This is a genomic window from Streptomyces sp. NPDC051963, assembly GCF_044593495.1.
In the GTDB taxonomy this organism is placed as follows: domain Bacteria; phylum Actinomycetota; class Actinomycetes; order Streptomycetales; family Streptomycetaceae; genus Streptomyces.
The window spans coordinates 16,999-34,276 of record NZ_JBIUCC010000008.1; the positions used below are offsets into that span (position 1 = coordinate 16,999).

General features: G+C 70.5%; 15 protein-coding genes. 6 read left to right on the forward strand and 9 right to left on the reverse strand.

Going from position 1 to position 17,278, the window contains the following annotated elements:
- Position 1 precedes the first annotated feature (1 nt).
- Positions 2–1,036 (forward strand): hypothetical protein, encoded by a 1,035-nt coding sequence (locus tag ACIHFB_RS31395; RefSeq protein ID WP_400128734.1) that lies wholly within the window; start codon positions 2–4, stop codon positions 1,034–1,036.
- Here ACIHFB_RS31395 and ACIHFB_RS31400 read toward each other — a convergent pair.
- Positions 969–1,727: a response regulator transcription factor gene (locus ACIHFB_RS31400; RefSeq protein ID WP_365275215.1), complete on the reverse strand. Its 759-nt coding sequence runs from the start codon at positions 1,725–1,727 to the stop codon at positions 969–971. The genes ACIHFB_RS31395 and ACIHFB_RS31400 overlap by 68 nt on opposite strands.
- Before the next feature lie 146 nt (positions 1,728–1,873).
- On the opposite strand from ACIHFB_RS31400, the gene ACIHFB_RS31405 reads away from it, so the two are divergent.
- Positions 1,874–5,230, forward strand: coding sequence for a tetratricopeptide repeat protein (locus ACIHFB_RS31405; RefSeq protein WP_365275218.1), 3,357 nt, complete (start codon positions 1,874–1,876; stop codon positions 5,228–5,230).
- A gap of 18 nt (positions 5,231–5,248) precedes the next feature.
- Here ACIHFB_RS31405 and ACIHFB_RS31410 read toward each other — a convergent pair whose 3' ends face one another.
- From ACIHFB_RS31410 to ACIHFB_RS31445, 8 genes are all read right to left on the reverse strand, one after another.
- The gene (locus tag ACIHFB_RS31410; protein ID WP_365275221.1) at positions 5,249–7,297 is read right to left on the reverse strand and encodes a pectinesterase family protein; all 2,049 of its coding nucleotides are present in this window, start codon (positions 7,295–7,297) and stop codon (positions 5,249–5,251) included.
- A 157-nt stretch (positions 7,298–7,454) separates the two neighbouring features.
- Entirely contained in the window at positions 7,455–8,009 is a 555-nt protein-coding gene (locus ACIHFB_RS31415) for a hypothetical protein (protein WP_365275224.1), read from the reverse strand.
- A gap of 95 nt (positions 8,010–8,104) precedes the next feature.
- On the reverse strand, positions 8,105–9,517 hold the full coding sequence (locus tag ACIHFB_RS31420) for a HAMP domain-containing sensor histidine kinase (RefSeq protein WP_365275226.1): 1,413 nt from the start codon (positions 9,515–9,517) through the stop codon (positions 8,105–8,107).
- The gene (locus tag ACIHFB_RS31425) at positions 9,514–10,251 is read right to left on the reverse strand and encodes a response regulator transcription factor (RefSeq protein WP_400128735.1); all 738 of its coding nucleotides are present in this window, start codon (positions 10,249–10,251) and stop codon (positions 9,514–9,516) included. Before ACIHFB_RS31425 ends, ACIHFB_RS31420 begins: the two co-directional genes overlap by 4 nt.
- A gap of 67 nt (positions 10,252–10,318) precedes the next feature.
- Positions 10,319–10,507 (reverse strand): hypothetical protein, encoded by a 189-nt coding sequence (locus tag ACIHFB_RS31430; protein WP_400128736.1) that lies wholly within the window; start codon positions 10,505–10,507, stop codon positions 10,319–10,321.
- Positions 10,508–10,548: 41 nt separating this feature from the next.
- Positions 10,549–11,745 carry a trypsin-like peptidase domain-containing protein gene (locus ACIHFB_RS31435; protein WP_365275232.1) on the reverse strand — a complete coding sequence of 399 codons (1,197 nt, stop codon included), beginning with the start codon at positions 11,743–11,745 and terminating at the stop codon, positions 10,549–10,551.
- Positions 11,746–11,887: 142 nt separating this feature from the next.
- Positions 11,888–12,910: a LacI family DNA-binding transcriptional regulator gene (locus ACIHFB_RS31440; RefSeq protein WP_365275235.1), complete on the reverse strand. Its 1,023-nt coding sequence runs from the start codon at positions 12,908–12,910 to the stop codon at positions 11,888–11,890.
- A 95-nt stretch (positions 12,911–13,005) separates the two neighbouring features.
- Complete coding sequence (locus ACIHFB_RS31445; RefSeq protein ID WP_400128737.1) at positions 13,006–13,794, reverse strand: response regulator transcription factor; 789 nt, start codon at positions 13,792–13,794, stop codon at positions 13,006–13,008.
- A 182-nt stretch (positions 13,795–13,976) separates the two neighbouring features.
- Between ACIHFB_RS31445 and ACIHFB_RS31450 the strand changes: the two genes are divergently transcribed.
- The 4 genes from ACIHFB_RS31450 to ACIHFB_RS31465 all read left to right on the forward strand — a co-directional run bounded on the left by ACIHFB_RS31450 (position 13,977) and on the right by ACIHFB_RS31465 (position 17,141).
- Positions 13,977–14,861 (forward strand): alpha/beta hydrolase family protein, encoded by an 885-nt coding sequence (locus tag ACIHFB_RS31450; RefSeq protein ID WP_400128738.1) that lies wholly within the window; start codon positions 13,977–13,979, stop codon positions 14,859–14,861.
- A gap of 44 nt (positions 14,862–14,905) precedes the next feature.
- On the forward strand, positions 14,906–15,160 hold the full coding sequence (locus ACIHFB_RS31455) for a MoaD/ThiS family protein (RefSeq protein WP_365275244.1): 255 nt from the start codon (positions 14,906–14,908) through the stop codon (positions 15,158–15,160).
- Position 15,161: 1 nt separating this feature from the next.
- On the forward strand, positions 15,162–16,265 hold the full coding sequence (locus ACIHFB_RS31460; RefSeq protein ID WP_365275247.1) for a hypothetical protein: 1,104 nt from the start codon (positions 15,162–15,164) through the stop codon (positions 16,263–16,265).
- A gap of 135 nt (positions 16,266–16,400) precedes the next feature.
- On the forward strand, positions 16,401–17,141 hold the full coding sequence (locus ACIHFB_RS31465; protein WP_365275249.1) for a DUF2993 domain-containing protein: 741 nt from the start codon (positions 16,401–16,403) through the stop codon (positions 17,139–17,141).
- The last annotated feature ends 137 nt before the right edge of the window (positions 17,142–17,278 follow it).

Here is a 17,278-nt window from a genome sequence, read left to right on the forward strand (position 1 = left end):
CATGGCACGTTTCACGACACGGCGCCCTGCGTTTCTGCCCTCGTTCCTGTCCGCACTCGCCGCCACGGCCGTACTGACCACGGCCTGCTCCGGCCCCGGCGGAGTCGACCTGGGCAATGACTGGAAGGGCTCCACGACCTTCGTGCTCGCCAAGGTCGACGGCCTGGTCACGGTGGTCGGGATCAACCCGGACAAGGCGCGGGCCCAGAGCCTCGCGGTCGTCCCCCAGCAGTCCGATGACGACGACTCCGTCAGTCCGCAGATCGTCCAACTCGCCGACGGCCGCTGGCTGCTCACCGTGCCCCGCAAGGGGGGCAAGCCGGACCGGCGCTACGAGGTCGACCGCAAGGAGAAGACGCTCGCCGGCATGACCGGGGACGAGCGCCTGCGCAAGGTGCTCCCCGGCAAGACGTACATCGCCGAGGTGGCGGGCCTGCCGGACACCGGAAGCGGGAAGCAGTCCAGCGTCCTCGTCAAGGACCCGGCGCACTGGACCGCGAAGCGCGAGCTGAAGATCCCCGGCACCATCGGGCTGGCCGCCTCCGACCCGGCGTCGGACACGGTCTGCCTGGCGGGCGGCACCAAGGCGTACGCCGCCGGCATGACGAACGGCGAGGTGACGGACGTGTCCGTGCCGAGCGGACTGGACGTGTCGGCGCTCGCGTGTCCGTCGGGCCGCCCGGTGCTGGTGGGCTCCGCCTCCGGTGGCTCGGGAGCGGTGAAGGCGTCCCTGAAGCGGGAGGCGAACGCGACGACGGTCTCGGTGACCGGCGGCCGGGTCGACGCGGTGACGGCCACCGCCGGCTCCACACTGCTGGTCGCGGTGGCGACGGGCGACGACACGGAGATCCTGGAACTGGACGCCACGACCGGCGAGGAACTCCACCGGGTGAAGGTGAAGGACGTGGCGGCCTCCCTGGACATCCGCCCCACCCGGGCGGGCTGGCTGCTCTACACGGAGAACGACGTCACCCGCGTGACCTCGAAGGGCGCCGCGAAGACGTTCGGCCTGCCGGGAACGCTGCTGGACTCCTGAGGACGTAGCCCAGCCCGCGCACGGTGTGCAGGATCCGCGGTTCGCCACGGCTCTCCAGCTTGCGGCGCAGATACATCACATACACGTCCAGCGTGTTGGACGCGGGCTCGAAGTCGAAGCCCCACACGTCCTTGAGGATCTGCGCCCGGCTGAGCACCTTGGCGGGCTGCCGCAGCAGGTACTCCAGCAGGGAGTACTCGGTGGGGGTGAGGTCGAGCGGGCGGCCGCCGCGGGTGACGGTGTGGGTGACGGGGTCGAGGACGACATCGTCGAAGCAGAGCCGGTCGGGCCGCTCGCGCCGCTCGGGAGCGTGCCGACGGCCGCTCCGGCGCAGCAGGGCCCGCACCCGGGCGAGGAGTTCCTCGGCGGCGAACGGCTTCGTCAGATAGCCGTCGGCGCCGTTGTCGAGGGCGACGATCCGGTCGCCGACCGCGTCCCGGCCGGTGATCATCAGGATCGGCACGGTGGACCCGGAGGCCCGGATCCGCCGGGTGGCGGCCAGCCCGTCGAGGCCGGGCATGGAGACGTCCATGACGATGAGATCGGGTTCGCCGGCCGGTTCCCCGATCACGTCGAGGGCCGCGCGCCCGTCTCCCGCGAGCACCGTCTCGTACCCCTCGAACCTGAGCAGCCTGCCGATGCCTTCCCGTACATCCTCGTCGTCGTCGGCCAGCAGAATCTTCTGTGCCATCCGTCCAACGTGGAGTGGACGGCTGTGGCAGGGCTGGCAGAGGGATGTGGGGGAGCTGAGGGAACGGGGACCGGTTCCCGTTTCCGCCCGTCCCGAAGGAGGAATCGGTCGGGCAGCCGAGGACAGCACAACGGGGGTACAGGGCCATGGACACCATCGACGCGGAACCCGACTACGAACGCTTCGTCGCGCTGGGCCGCGCCGCGCTGGCCGCCCGGCGGTTCGAGGAGGCCGGGCGGCTGCTGGGGCAGGCCGTGGCGCTGCGGCCGGACCGGGCCGTGGCGCACGTCGAGCTCGCCGACGCCCTGCGCGGACTCGGACGTACCGAGATGGCGCGCCGCGCCTACGCCCAGGCCCTGTCCATCGACCCGGACTGTGCGGCTGCCGAGGCCGGCCTGCACGGCATGAGCCCCGACCGGCACGCGCGGGAGAACTTCCGGGTCGGCCAGCGCCTGGCCGGTCACCGGCACATCGGCCACTGGACCGTGCTGGACGTGCGCCGCGGCGGATTCGGCGTCGTGTACGTGGTCCGCCGCAGTGACACCGGCGAGCGCAAGGTGCTCAAGACCTATGACACCCGCCTGCTGTGGAGCGACGCGGACCGGGCCCGGTTCGAGCGCGAGGCGCTGACCTGGGTACGGCTGCCCCCGCACCGGCACGTCGCCCCCGCCGGCCACGTGGAGTGGATCGAGAACCTGCCCTGTGTGGTCACCGAGTACGCCGAGGGCGGCGACCTGGCCGGCCTGATGGCGGACGGCGCGCTGCCGCCCGCGAAGGCGCTGCGGTTCGCCCGGCACCTGTGCGACGGGCTGCGCCACGCCCACGACCAGCTGGGCCTGGTGCACCGGGACGTGAAACCGGCGAACTGCCTGCTCACCGGGGACGAGACGCTGTGGGTGACCGACTTCGGACTGGCCCGTGCCTTCGAGTCGGGCGAGGCCGATCCTCCCGGCCTGGGTGAGCTGCCGGCGGACGCGCAGGCGCTGTACACGACGGTCGCCGGCACGCCGCGCTACATGGCTCCCGAACAGTTCGTCCCCGGAGCCGTGCTGGACACCCGCGCCGACATCTACGCGTTCGGCGTGGTGCTCTTCCAGATGGTCACCGGCGCGCTGCCGCCCGGGAACGGGCGGGCCAGGGCGTACATCGACCGCACCGTCGACCGGCCCACCCGCCGTACTCGGCTCCACCGGCTGATCCGCGCGTGCACCGAGCCGGACCGGGATCACCGGCCGTCGGATTTCGCCGCGGTGCGCGAGCTGCTGGACGGGGTGTACCGGGAGGTGCTGGACCGCCCGGCACCGGCGCCCCCGAAGCCGCCGCGCCTCACCGCCGAGGACTGGGTGTCCAAGGCGGTCGGGCTGCACCAACTGCACTGCCACGACGAGGCGTTGGAGGCGGTGGAGCGCGGTCTGGAGACTGCCGGGCAGGACGGGGGCGGTGACGTCACCCGCAGCAAGCTGTGGCAGGTGCGAGCCATGTCCCTGGGCGGCCTGGGCAGGACCGACGAAGCGCTGGCCGCCTACGACCGCACCGTCGAGCTGAACCCGGACGAGCCGAGCGCGTGGCTGAACCGGGGCAACCTCCTGCGCGGCATGGAGCGGAGCGAGGAAGCTCTGGCGTGCTACGACCGTGCTCTGGAACTCCGGTCCGACATCGCTCATGCCTGGGCAGGCAGGGCGGGCGCCCTGCGTGAGCTGGACCGCTTCGAGGAGGCGGAGGAGGCGTTCGGCCGGGCCCTGGAACTGCAGCCGCGCGACCAGAACTTCCTGCTGGACCGGGCCCTGCTGCGAAGTGGGCAGAAGCGGTATGCCGAGTCGCTGGTGGACCTCGACCGGGCGCTGAGCATCGCCCCGCGCTTTTTCAAAGCGCACTACAACAAGGCGGTCGTGCTGCTGGATCTGTCACGTCCGGCCGAGGCCGTCGAGGTCCTGGAACGGGCGGCCGAGATGGAGCCGGACGACGCGGGCGTCTGGTCGAGCCTGATGAACGCCGCCTACCGGCTCGAGCGCTACGAGCAGGCCCTGGAGTACGGGGAGCAGATACGGCGGCTGCGCGGGGACACCGCCGACCTGCTGGTGTACGAAGGGGCCATCCACGCCGTTCTCCACGGGCACGACGAGAAGGAGCTGGCCTGCTACGAGCGTGCTCTCGAACTCGATCCGGACTCGGCCTGGGCGTGGTTCCGCAAGGCCGGGGCGCTGTACGCGCTCGGCCGCGCGCCGGAGACCCTGCCTTGCTACGACCGTGCCGTCGAGCTCCTTCCGGACTACACCGCGGCCTGGAAGTGGAAGTCCGTCGTCCTGCGGGAGCTGGACCGGCCCGCGGAGGCGCTCGCCTGGATCGACCGTGCCATGCAAGCCCTGCCGGACGAGCCCGGGCTGTGGAAACAGAAGGGCGGAATCCTGAACGGGCTCGACCGCCTGGCGGAGGCCCTGACCTGCTTCGAGCGATGGCGGGAGCTCGATCCCACGGACGTCGACGCGTGGGTGAGTACCGGCTGGGTCCTGGGTGAGCTGGGCCGTTCCGAGGAGCAACTCGGCTGTTACGCCCAGGGGTTGGCCATATGGCCGGACGACGGAAAGTTGTGGAACGGCAAGGCGGTGGCGCTGCGCGACCTGGACCGTCTCGACGAGGCGGAGCAGGCGTACGCCCGCACTCTGGAGCTGCGGCCGCACGCCGAGAACTGTCTCGTCGGCCGGGCCCTGCTGCGGCGGCGCCAGAACCGGCAGGCCGAAGCGCTGGAGGACCTGGACCGAGCCCTCTCCGTAGCGCCCCGCTACGTCCCGGCCCTCCTGGAGAAGGGATGCGTCCTGCTGGCGCTGGGACGTCCGGCCGAGGCCGTCGAGGTTCTGGAGCAGGCGGCCGCGATCGACCCGGACGACCGGGACGTGCGCTGGAACATCCTGCGGGCCGCCGTAGATCTCGGGCAGTACGAGCGGGCCGAGGAGTGCTGCGAGGAACTTCAGCGGACGGGTGAGGACTGGGCCGAACTGCTGGTCTACAAGGGCTCGATCCACTTTGCGCTGCATGGGCGCGACGAGGAGGAGCTGGCCTGCTACGAGCACGCGATCGAGCTGGACCCCGAACTGCCGGAGGCGTGGCAGAACCAGGCCGACGTCCTTTGTGCGCTCGGCCGTCAGGACGAGGCCCTGTCCTGCTACGACCGCGCCATCGCGCTCGGAGCGGGGGCGGCGGCGAGCTGGTACAAGAAGTGCCTCGCGCTGAGTGCCCTGGACCGGCACGAGGAATCGCTCACCTGCGCCGACCGCGCCCTCGCTGCGTCACCCGATGACGCCCTGGCGGCCAGGGCCGGGGGGATGAAGGGGGTCGCCCTGGCGGCACTCGGGCGCATGGAGGAGTCATTGGCCTGCTACGACGAGAGCCTCAGGACCTTGCCGGACGCCTCCTGGCTTCAGGAAGGCCGACGGTGGGTGCTCGAACGCCTCGGGCGTACCGGCCAGGCGGCCGCGCCGATGCGGCACGACCGCCGTCCCGGATGACCCACCGAGAAACAGCCGTCAGGAAACTGCCGGCGTCCAGTCGCCCAGCCAGTCCGCGACCTCCTGGCCGCCGGCCTGCGCGTCGGTCAGCTGCGGCCGCTCGCTGCTCGCGGCGCCCGCGCCCGCGCCGGTGTTCCGGTACTCGGCGAACCGGTCGTCCTTCCAGGAGAACCCGCCCATGTCGGACCACGGAGTGGACTTGATGGCGGCGCTCAGCGTGGAGTTCCGGACCGTGGCCTGCGGGTCGACGGTGGTGTCGCCGCTCGGGTGCCAGTTGCGGCCGAGGAAGAAGGAGGCCGCGGACACGTCGCCGTTGACCGTCGAGCGGTTGATGAGGATGCCCTTGCGCTCGGCGGGGGTGCTCGGGGCGGTGATGTACCCGGCGGAGGTGCCGTTCCAGCGCTTCTTCAGCGTGATGACGGACCTGTCGACGACGACCGTCGCCCGGCCGAAGATGAAGTCGACGTTGCCGGTGATGTAGGAGTTGCTCACGTAGACCCGCCCGAGCCTGTCCTTGGCGGCGGTCTCCAGCTCCAGGGTGTCCTGGTCGCCGTTGACGATGAGACTGTCGAGGACGACCTTGTCGGCCTGCGTCAGCAGGGCCACCGCCTGGTTGGCGATGTCCTGATGACCGGCCTCGTCGAAGTCGTTGGTGACGGTCAGATTGCGGACCTGCGAGTCGTCCGACTGGACGGACATCGTGGCGCTGCCCGGGGTGCCGTACGTCCCCGACCCGTCCGGCTTCTGCATGCCCGCCGCGTTGCCGTAGACGATGACGGTGTCCTTACGGCTGCTGCCGCTGCCCTGGATGGTGACGTGCGGCTTGCCGACCGGAACCTTGACGACCTCGCGGTACGTGCCCGGCTTCACGGAGATCACGACCCGGGCGGGGTTGCCGGCGGGGACGGCGTCGACGGCGGCCTGAACGGTCGAGTACTGGCCGCTGCCGTCCTTGGCGACGGTGAGGGTGGTGGCGGCAGCCGCGGTGGTCGACATGGTCCCGATGGAACTACGGGGCCCGGCACCGGACTTGAGGAGATTCGGGACGTCGGCGGCCTGGTCGAGCGTGTAGCCGTAGAAGGCCTTCGGATCAAAAGCAGCCCCTCCGCTCTCGTTCCGTCCACTGGTCCCGGAGAAGACGTTGCCGCGCTGGACGACCGTGGCGGTGCCGTCCTTGATGACGGGGTTGTTGACGCCCTGGAAGTAGGAGTTCTCCAGGACCATGGCCGTCCTGCCGCGCGAGTAGTTGCCGTACGAGGACTTGATGTCGGTCCCCGCGACGTCCTCCAGGAAGTTGTTGTAGAGGTGCGCGTGCGCGGCGTTGTCCGTGGACGGGTTGCGCTGCTCGGTCTCGCTGATCCAGTTGTGGTGGATGGTGATGTCGGTGACGACGTTCTCGGTCCACCCGATACCGAAGGCCTTGTTGTCCTGACTGAGCTTGTTCCAGGACACCGTGACGTCGGTGGTGTCCTTACGGACGTCGATGAGCCCGTCGGCCATGTGCCGCAGATCGTTGTGATCGATCCAGACGTGATGGGCCCCGTCCATCTGGATGGCGTCGAAGTCGTGTTCCTTGTCGTTCCAGACGCCCTGGTAGGCGTCCCGAATGGTCAGGTTCCGGATGATGACGTTATGCACCCCTGACCCGAGGAAGAACCCACCGCCGACGATGTGCCCGGCCGTCCCGGCGCCCACGATGGTCTTGTCGGACTGGACCTTGATCTCCTTCCCGACGGGATCCATGTCGATCGTGGCCGCGACGACGATGACGTACGGCTCGGCGGCGGTCGCGTACTTCTCCAGATCCGCGAGCGTCCTGACGGTCACGGTCTGCCCGTCCCGCCCCCCATAAGTCCCGTCCTGCCCTTGCGAGTTGACGGAGGCGAAGCCGTCAGCGGTGGCGGTGGCCCAGACGGGGTCACCCGTCGCGGCAGCGGAGGCCTTCTGCCCGACGCCGAACACCGTGCCGTAGGCGATGGTTCCGGCGGCGGCGAGGGCGAGGGGAACGCCGACCGCCAGAGCCTTGCGGCTTCTGCGGTGACGGGGTTTGCCATGCTGTTCACTCATGCGGCGATCCGTTCCGTGCGGGGGATGGTCCGAGGGTCGGTCGCCGCCGTGCACGGAAAAGGTTGCCGGGTCCGCTTCGAGAGGTCGTGGACCACGCGGCCCGAGCCGAACAGCTCCGCCACCTCGTCATGGGTGGCCATACGTCCTCTACGGCGGCTCAGCCGGCGAGCGCGGCCCGCCGCAGCAGCTTCAGCCAGTCCTCGTACTCCGCCGTCTCGTCGTCGACCTGGACGAGCCGCGCATACTCGGCAGGAGTGGCCAGCCGCTCCAGGAAGAACTCCTCCAGCCCCTGCGCCAGCCGCTCGAAGCGCTCCGCGTCGACCCAGTCCGCGCCTTGTTCCGGGGCGCCGAGGACACCGCCGCCGGCGCGGTCGAGGAAGACCGGCGCCTCGTGGAGCATCCCGACGCAGTAGAGCTTGTCCGGGGAGAACCGCAGCGGGGAGTCGACCACCGGCCCGCAGTAGAACTGGTGCTCCTCGGCCTCCTCCAGGCCGAAGAGCTGCACGGACGGCCCGCAGCTCGCGCCGTCCAGCACCCGGCAGAAGTCCAGGAACTCCCGCGGCACCCCGTCGGCCTCCGCATCGGCCGCGGTCTCCTCGTCGATCGTCCCGCCGAGCGTGAACCGAAGCAGGTCCGTGCTCTCCGCCAGCGCCGACCGCAGGGCGTCCACCGTTGCGATCAGCCGCGACGATCCAGGGCTTGCGCTGGTCATCTAGTGGGTACCGAGCGGGTTCCTGTGGCGAACTGCGGCGCGTCCTGTCCTGCGGCCGGGTTCACAGCAACGCGGGAGACGGGAGTCGGAGAGCACTACGGCACCTCCGGCGGAGGGGTGCTCGCCCCCGGCAGCCGCATCGTGGCCACCGTGCCGCCGCCCTCCGCGCGGGCCAGTGTGACCTCGCCGCCTGCCTGTTGGATCGTGCGGGCCACGATGGACAGGCCGAGGCCTGAGCCGGGGAGGGCTCGGGCGGACGGTGAGCGCCAGAAGCGGTCGAAGACGTGGGGGAGTTCCTCGGCGGGGATGCCGGGGCCGTGGTCGCGGACGGTCAGGGTGCCCCCGCTCAGCTGGACCTCGATGGTGCCGCCCTCGGGGCTGAACTTCACCGCGTTGTCGAGGACGTTGACGACGGCGCGTTCCAGGGCCGCCGGTTCCGCCCTGACGTACCAGGGCTGGAGGTCCGCGGTGATCGTCAGCTCCGGGCCGCGCAGGCGGGCACGGCGCAGGGCCGACTCCACCGTGTCCTCCAGCGAGATCACCTGGACGCGTTCGCCGCGCTGGCCCTCGGAGCGGGACAGCTCCTGCAAGTCGCCTATCAGGGCCGCCAGTTCCGTCATCTGCGCCTTCACCGAGGCGAGCAGCGCCTTGCGGTCCGCCTCCGGGATGGGGCGGCCGGTCTCCTCGCTGCGGGTGAGGAGCTCGATGTTCGTGCGGAGGGAGGTGAGGGGGGTGCGCAGTTCGTGACCGGCGTCCGCGATGAGCTGTTGCTGGAGTTCGCGTGAGCTGGCCAGGGACGACGTCATCGAGTTGAAGGAGCGGGAGAGACGGGCGACTTCGTCCTCGGCGTCTTCTTCCACGGGGATGCGGACGGTCAGGTCCTCCGTGCGGGCCACGTGTTCGACGGCCTCGGTCAGCTTGTCGACCGGGCGCAGACCGGCGCGGGCGACTGCGAGGCCGGCGGCCCCTGCGCCGATGACTCCGACGCCGGAGACGAGGAGGAGGATCAGGGCGAGTTCGTTGAGCGTGGATTCTGTGCTCTTGAGGGAGGTTGCGAGGACAAGGGCCGCAGGGCCCTCATTGGTGGACAGGGGGAGCGTCAGCACGCGTACGTCATCGCCGTTCTCGGCGGTGCCGTTGTGGAAGACGGCGTCCTTGCTGCCGTTCTCGATCACCTTCTTGTCGGTGTCGGAGACCTTGACCTTGCCGGAGGAGAACGCGTTGACGCAGACGGTCCCGTCCTCCTTGACCACCTGGAAGTAGCTGTTCCCGATACCGCGCGCGTCCTCGGAGCAGATGGCGAGGACGTTGTTGATCTGGTCGTCGAGCCGCGGCTGCCGCAAGGTCTGCGTCAGGTCACTGTCCACCTGCTCGTACAGCTTCCCCTGCACAATGAACCAACACGTCACCGAAACCGCCGCCACCCCGAACGCCACAGCGGCAGCGACCAGCATCGCCAGCCGTGCCCGGATCGGCAGTGAGCGGAACCGGCGCAGCACCTTGCTCACTCCGCGCCGCCCTGCCGCAGGACATACCCCACCCCGCGCACCGTGTGGACGAGGCGCGGCTCGCCGCCCGCCTCGGTCTTGCGGCGCAGGTACATCACGTACACGTCGAGGGAGTTCGACGACGGCTCGAAGTCGAAGCCCCAGACGGCCTTGAGGATCTGCTCACGGGTGAGGACCTGACGCGGGTGCGCGAGGAACATCTCCAGGAGCGTGAACTCGGTGCGGGTCAGTTCGACCGGCCGCCCGCCGCGCGTGACTTCACGCGTCGCCAGGTCCATCCGCAGGTCGGCGAAGGTCAGTGCCTCGTCGTCCTGGTCCGACCCCGCCCCGGCCGCGGCGGCGTACGAGCTGCGGCGCAGCAGCGCGCGGACGCGGGCGAAGAGTTCGTCGAGTTCGAAGGGCTTGACGAGGTAGTCGTCGGCCCCGGCGTCCAGGCCCGTCACGCGGTCGCCCACGGTGTCGCGGGCCGTGAGCATGAGGATCGGCGTCGTGTCGCCGGCGCCGCGGATGCGGCGGGCGGCGGTGAGGCCGTCCATGCGGGGCATCTGGATGTCGAGGACGACCAGGTCGGGCTTGTAGAGCGTCGCCTTCTCCAAGGCGTCGGCGCCGTCGACCGCGACCTCCGTGTCGTACCCCTCGAAGGCGAGGCTGCGCTGGAGTGCTTCGCGTACCGCAGGCTCGTCGTCGACGATCAGGATGCGCTGGGGGTCACGGTCGCCATCGGCGGGGCTCATGGGCTCGGTTCCTCGGATGCGGCTGGACGTGGGACGTGGGACTGACAAATCTCAGCGTCGCACGCTTTCAGCCTCGTACGGTACGGCGGCGGGTGCGGGCGGAGGCGGAACGGCGGGCCCGGCTGCTGCTCGCCACCACCTCCGGGGCCCGGGGTGCCGGAGCGTGCAGCTCGTGGGCGATCTCCAGGGCCAGGGCGAAGCCGGCCGGGTCGGCGGCGGTGACGGAGGGGGAGTGGGAGACCTGCTTGATCATCATGACCTCCTGGGTCGGCTGGTCGACTACTGGTTACTGGTCGACTAGCTGTCGGAGCCGCCGGCCCGCAGCGTGCTCAGGTCGGACTTGACGGTGTTGATCGGGATGGCGAAGCCGAGGCCGACGCTGCCGGCGCTGGACGAGGAGGTGGCGTCGGCGGCGGAGTACATCGCGGAGTTGATGCCGATGATGTTGCCGTTCATGTCGATGAGCGCACCGCCGGAGTTGCCGGGGTTCAGGGACGCGTCGGTCTGGAGCGCCTTGTACGTCGTCGTCGACGAACCGGTGTCGCCGTTGAACTGCTGGCCGCCGAACTCGAACGGCCACTGCCCGTTGCCGCCCTGTCCCTGCTGTTGCTGGCCCTCGTCGGTGGAGACGGTGACGTCACGGTCGAGCGCGGAGACGATGCCGCTGGTGACGGTGCCGGTCAGGCCCTCGGGGGAGCCGATCGCCACGACCGTGTCGCCGACCTGCACTCCGTCGGAGTTGCCGAGGGTGGCCGCCTTGAGGCCGGAGGCGTTCTCCAGCTTGATGAGCGCCAGGTCCTTCTTGCTGTCGGTGCCGACGACCTTCGCGGTGTACGTCTTGCCGTCGCTGGTGCTCACCTTGATCGACGAGGCGCCGGAGATGACGTGGTTGTTGGTGATGATCTCGCCGTCGCCGGTGATGATCACGCCGGAGCCGGTGGACTCACCGGCGTTCGAGGTGGCGTTGATCTCGACGATGCTCGGGCTGACCGCCGTGGCGACCCCGGAGACCGTGCCCTTCTGGCTGGACGGCACGACGTTGGTGCTGGCGCTGGACGCGGTCACCGTGTCGTTGCCGGTCAGCTCCTGGATGCCGTACGCCGTACCGCCGCCGATGGCCGCGGCGACGATCGCCACGGCGGCGAGGAGGGCGAGCGGGCCGCGGGGGCGCCGCTTCCTCGGCGAGGAGGGGGCGGGATCGGGCGTGAGGACCGCGGTTCCGCCGTCGCCGCCCTGGCCGCCGTGACCGGCGCCGTCCGCCGCGAACCCGGCCGGAGCCGAGGCGTGCGAGGCGTGCGACGGCCACACCGTCGTACCGGGCTCGACGGTGACCGGCTGCTGGGCGGCAGCCTGCGGCGCCGGCGGCTGGTACGCCGGCGGGGGCGGCCACTCGGGGTCGACGGGGGAGGAGGCGTGCTGCTGGGCGTACGTCGACTGCTGGTCGCCCTCGCTGGGGTACTCGTACTCGCCGCTGCGGCGGATGCTCTCGGTCATGTCTCAGAGCTTGTCGCTCCTCGATGAGAGCTCCCTGAGTGCTTGCTGAGAACGCCGCCAGAACCTCGTTTGCCCTATATAAAGGCCGCTCTCGCGGGTTGTCGGGGGCTCTCAGACAACCCTCACAAACGCCGGTCAGCTGTCACTGACAGCCACAGGACCGCCGTATCACCAACTGCGAGGGGAACACCTTCAGCCGCTCACGGCGCGAGCCCGCCACCCGCAGACCGTCGTCCAGGACCAGGTCCACGGCCGCGCGTGCCATGGCCGAGCGGTCCGAGGCGATCGTGGTCATGGGCGGGTCGGCGAGGGCCGCTTCCTTGATGTCGTCGAAGCCGATGACGCCCAGCTCGCCCGGCACGTCGATGCGCAGCTCGCGCGCCGCCCGCAGCAGTCCAATGGCCTGGTCGTCGGTGGAGCAGAAGATCGCGGGCGGGCGGCTGGGCCCGGCGAGGATCTCCAGCGCGACGCGGTAGGCGTCGTAGCGGTTGTACGGCGCCTCGAACAGCCGTCCCTCGGTGGGGATCCCGGCCTCGTCCATCGCGCGCCGCCAGCCCTCGACGTGGTCGGAGACGGGGTCGCCGACCGAGGGGGTCTCTGCGGTGCCGCCCATACAGGCGACGTAGTCGTAGCCGTGCTCCAGGAGATGGCGGGTGGCGAGCTGGGCGCCGCCCAGGTCGTCCGTGACCACCGCGACGTCGTCGATCGCCTCGGGCCGCTCGTGCAGCAGCACCACCCGGGCGTCCCAGGCGTCGATCTCGGCGGCGGCGTTGTCGTTCAGTGCGTGACTGACCAGGATCAGCCCGGAGACCCGCATACCGAGGAAGGCCCGCAGATAGTGGACCTCGCGCTCGGCGATGTAGTCGGAGTTCCCGACCAGCACCATTTTCCCGCGTTCGGAGGCGGCCTGTTCCACCGCGTGCGCCATCTCCCCGAAGAAGGGCTGGCGCGCGTCCGGCACGATCAGGCCTATGAGATCCGTGCGCCGGGACGCCATCGCCTGGGCGACCCGGTCCGGTCGGTACCCCAGTTCCTTGATCGCGGCGAGGACACGCTCGCGCGTGGCCGGGGCGACCGGCCGGGGTCCGTTGTTGATGACGTAACTGACGACAGCAGTCGACGTCCCTGCCAGTCGCGCCACATCATCCCGAGTCACCTTGGCCACGCGCGGAGTCTACGCGGATGGACCCGCTCTGGGCAGGGCGTAAAGATGCTCGGCTGTGCAACTCCTGTGGGCGGGCGGAACCCGCCCACAGGTCGTCAGGCCTCGGCAGTGACCTCGGTGGCGTCCAGGGAGGCCGTCTCGTCCGCATCCTCCGGCTTTGGCTGGGCCGCCTTGGCCTTCGCCTCGTCCGCGGAACGGTCCGAGCGCTCCGCCTTCTCCGGCGTAACGAATCGATAACCGACGTTCCGGACGGTCCCGATCAGTGACTCGTGCTCGACTCCGAGCTTGGCGCGCAGCCGTCGTACGTGGACGTCGACGGTCCGGGTGCCGCCGAAGTAGTCGTAGCCCCAGACCTCCTGGAGCAGCTGAGCGCGCGTGAAGACGCGGCCCGGGTGCTGTGCGAGGTACTTCAGGAGCTCGAACTCCTTGAAGGTGAGGTCGAGGACCCGGCCCTTGAGCTTGGCGGAGTACGTCGCCTCGTCGACCGACAGGTCGCCGTTGCGGATCTCCATGGGGGAGTCGTCGTTGACGATCTGCTGGCGGCCCATGGCCAGCCGCAGCCGCGCCTCGACCTCCGCCGGGCCGGCGGTGTCCAGCAGGACGTCGTCGATGCCCCAGTCGGCGGTGACGGCGGCGAGGCCGCCCTCGGTGACGACGAGGATGAGCGGGCAGCCGGGGCCCGTGGAGCGCAGCAGCTGGCACAGGCTGCGTACCTGGGGGAGGTCGCGGCGGCCGTCGATCAGGATGACGTCGGCACCCGGGGTGTCGACGAGAGCGGGGCCCTCCGCGGGGGCCACCCGCACGTTGTGCAGCAGCAGGCCGAGAGCGGGGAGCACCTCCGTCGACGGCTGGAGGGCATTGGTCAGGAGCAGCAGAGAACTCATACGTCTGGTTCCTCCTCGGTCCCTGCGAGGACGTGTGCGGTGTATCACCTGCTCTGCGATCCCGGCGGCCCCGTACACCTGCGGTCACCTGGAGTTTCCCGCTTCGTATACAACGCTTCCGAAAGCACAAAAGGACCCGGGGGCTTCACTGCCCGAGTCCTCTGTCCAGCAGAATAGCCCACATGAGCGCTGGCGCGGCAGGTCATGTGGCACGATCCACCGTTCGTCCGACATCCGAGACGGGCGTAGCGGGGTCTTTGCGTACGTTTCTGCGTACGTTCGACGGCGTGACGATCGACGCCGTATACGAGCCGGGTGCGGCCGTATACGACGCCGGGGCGCCACCTTCCGGTGATGTGGTGTTCGTCGTCGCGCACGGTTTCACCGGCGATGTGGACAAGCCGCACGTGCGACGGGTCGCACAGGCGTTCGCGCAGTACGGCGCGGTCGTCACCTTCTCCTTCAGGGGCCACGGACGGTCCGGCGGCACCTCGACGGTCGGCGACCGCGAGGTGCACGATCTCGCCGCCGCGGTCACCTGGGCCCGCGAGCTGGGGCACAAGCGCGTGGCGACGGTCGGCTTCTCGATGGGCGGCTCGGTCGTGCTGCGGCATGCGGCGCTCTACGGCACCTCGGCCGAGGCGGCCGGTCTGGAGCACGAGGGGCGCACCGAAGCGCAGACCGACGCGGTGATCTCGGTGAGCGCCCCCGCCCGCTGGTACTACCGGGGCACGCCCCGGATGCGGCGCGTCCACTGGCTGGTCACCCGTCGAGAGGGGCGCCTGGCGGCCCGCTACGGACTGAGGACCAGGATCACCCACCGCGGCTGGGACCCGGTCCCCCTCTCCCCGGTCGAGGCCGTCCCGCACATCGCGCCCACACCGCTGCTCATCGTGCACGGCCATCTCGACGGCTACTTCCCCGTCGACCACCCGCACATGCTGGCCGCGGCCGCCGGTGACCACGGCGAACTCTGGCTGGAGCCCGGCATGGGCCACGCCGAGCACGCGGCGGCCGACGAGCTGCTGGCCCGGATCGGGGACTGGGCCGCGGCCAAGGCGGGCTAGCCTGGCCCTGTCGACTGTCGACCGGTCACTGATTGAGGAAGCGAATGCCAAAGGTCACGGTGCGCTACTGGGCCGCCGCGAAGGCCGCGGCTGGGGTCGCCGAGGAGCCGTACGACGCGGCCGACCTCGCCGAGGCGCTGGACGCCGTGCGCGAGCGACACCCCGGTGAACTCACCCGCGTACTGCGGCGATGCTCGTTCCTCATCGACGGTGACCCCGTGGGGACCCGCGGACATGAGACGGTACGGCTGGCCGACGGCGGCACGGTCGAGGTGCTGCCGCCGTTCGCAGGAGGGTGAGATGACCAACCAGCCGTACGAGGGGTCCTACGAGGGGCAGTACCCGCAGGGGTACGACCCGTACTGGCAGCAGGCGTACGAGGACCCGCACGCCGGCCGGCAGCAGACGCAGCAGTGGCAGGGGCAGACCTGGGACACGCAGGTGCCCTCGGCTCCTTCGGGCGCCTCGGCCGCCGATGCGGCGTATCTGCCGCCGCAGGGGTACGGGGAGTTCAGCCCCGCCTACCCGGCACCGGGCACCGCGGACGCCGGGGCGGGTACGACCGCCCAGGGCGGCGACCGGAGCGATGAGCCCGAGCCCGCCTACGGTCCCGCCACCCTTGCCGGGAACTCCCGTATGACCGATGCCCAGCGGGCCCGGCTGGAAGGGCGTTCGCCGATCATCGAGCCCGGGATGCAGCCGGCGGGGCTGACGGCGCTGCTGGGGCTGCTGCTCTCCGGCACCGCGGCCATCGGGTCGTACGCGCTGCTCCTGCCGCTCGTCGTCCTCCAGGCCGTCACCGCGGCGGGCTGGTTCCGGCTGAACGGGATGTGGCCGGCCCGGCAGGGCATCGCGCTGGCGTTCGCCGGGGCGCTGACCGCGGATGTCGCGCTGCTGGCCGCCGACCGCGCACCGGCGGCGATCCTCGGCACGCTGGGGGTCTGGGTGCTGCTGACCCTGGTCCTGCAACTGCGTTCGCACGCCGACCCGGACGAGCGGATGTACGGCCTGATGGCCACCGTCGCCTCGGCGGCTCTGGCGATCATCGCGGCCGGCTACTTCGCGGCCGACACTGACGCGGTCACGGTGGGCGCGGCGGCGGTGGCCGTGGCGATCCTGGCCCGGGCGCTGCCTCTTCCCACTCCGGCGTCCGTGCTCGTCTCGCTGCTCGCCGCGGCGGGCGCGGGTATCGCGGTGGGCGGAATGACCGGGCTGGACGCCGGGGGTGCCCCCTCCGGGGGAGGCGCGTTCCTCGGCGCGGGCGCGGCCGCCTGCGCTCTGATCGGGCACCGGGTCGCGAGCTACGACTACCCCTCCCGCTTCGTCCACTTCACGGCGGGGGTCGCGTTGCCGTTGGCGGCAGCGGCGCCGGCGGTGTACCTGCTGGGCCGGGCGCTGGGCTGAGCCCGTCCCTCCTGTCACAGCTGATCGACAATTCCCCGGCCAACCCCTTGCCTCAGGGTTACTCTCGCGCAGGACGGTCACCCGACCGTCAGTGACCGTCGTCGTCGATGACGCCTAGGTGGGGGAACACCGAACATGCGCGCACTGCGAATACTGCTGATCGTCCTTGTGATTCTCGGCGGCCTCTTCGTAGCCGCCGACCGCCTCGCCGTGAACTTCGCCGAGGACGAGGTCGCCGGCAAGCTCCGGACCACGGAGAACCTCGCCTCCGACCCCGATGTCTCCATCAAGGGCTTCCCCTTCCTGACCCAGGTCGTCGGCGGCGAACTGGACGACGTCGAGATCGGTATCAAGGACTACGAGGCCCCCACGGGCGAGGGCACCGAGAAGATCCGTATCGACGATCTCCAGGCGAACATGAAGGGCGTCGAGTTCTCCGGCGACTACAGCTCCGCCACCGCGGCCACCGCCACCGGCACCGCGAGCATCTCCTACGCCGAGCTGCTGAAGACCGCCCAGTCGGAGCCCGCCCAGGTCGCCCCCGGCGTCACCGCGAACGTCATCGGCCTCTCCGACGGCGGCAACGGCAAGATCAAGGTCTCGGTCGAGGCGACCGTGCTCGGCACGAAGCTGCCCCAGCCGCTCTCCGTCCTCAGCACCGTCACGGTCGAGGGCGACAACACGGTGAAGGTGCACGCCGACGACCTCCCGTCCTTCGGCGGCGTCCGGATCGCCGACAACCAGGTCCGGACGATCACCGACTTCGAGCAGCAGATCGACGACCTGCCGGGCGGCATCCAGCTGGACAAGGTCGAGGCGGCGCAGAACGGTGTGGAGATCGGGGTGAAGGGTTCGAACGTCCGGCTGGCCGGGTAGGACGTCAGCGGCCTCCGCCGGGCTGTCCGAAAGGCGAGACGGCGACGTCCGTACCGTAGATGTGACGAGGGATACGTCCGCCCGGACTCCGCGCCGAGGTGCCCTCGTCGGCCACCGCATCCCGTATCCCGGACGAT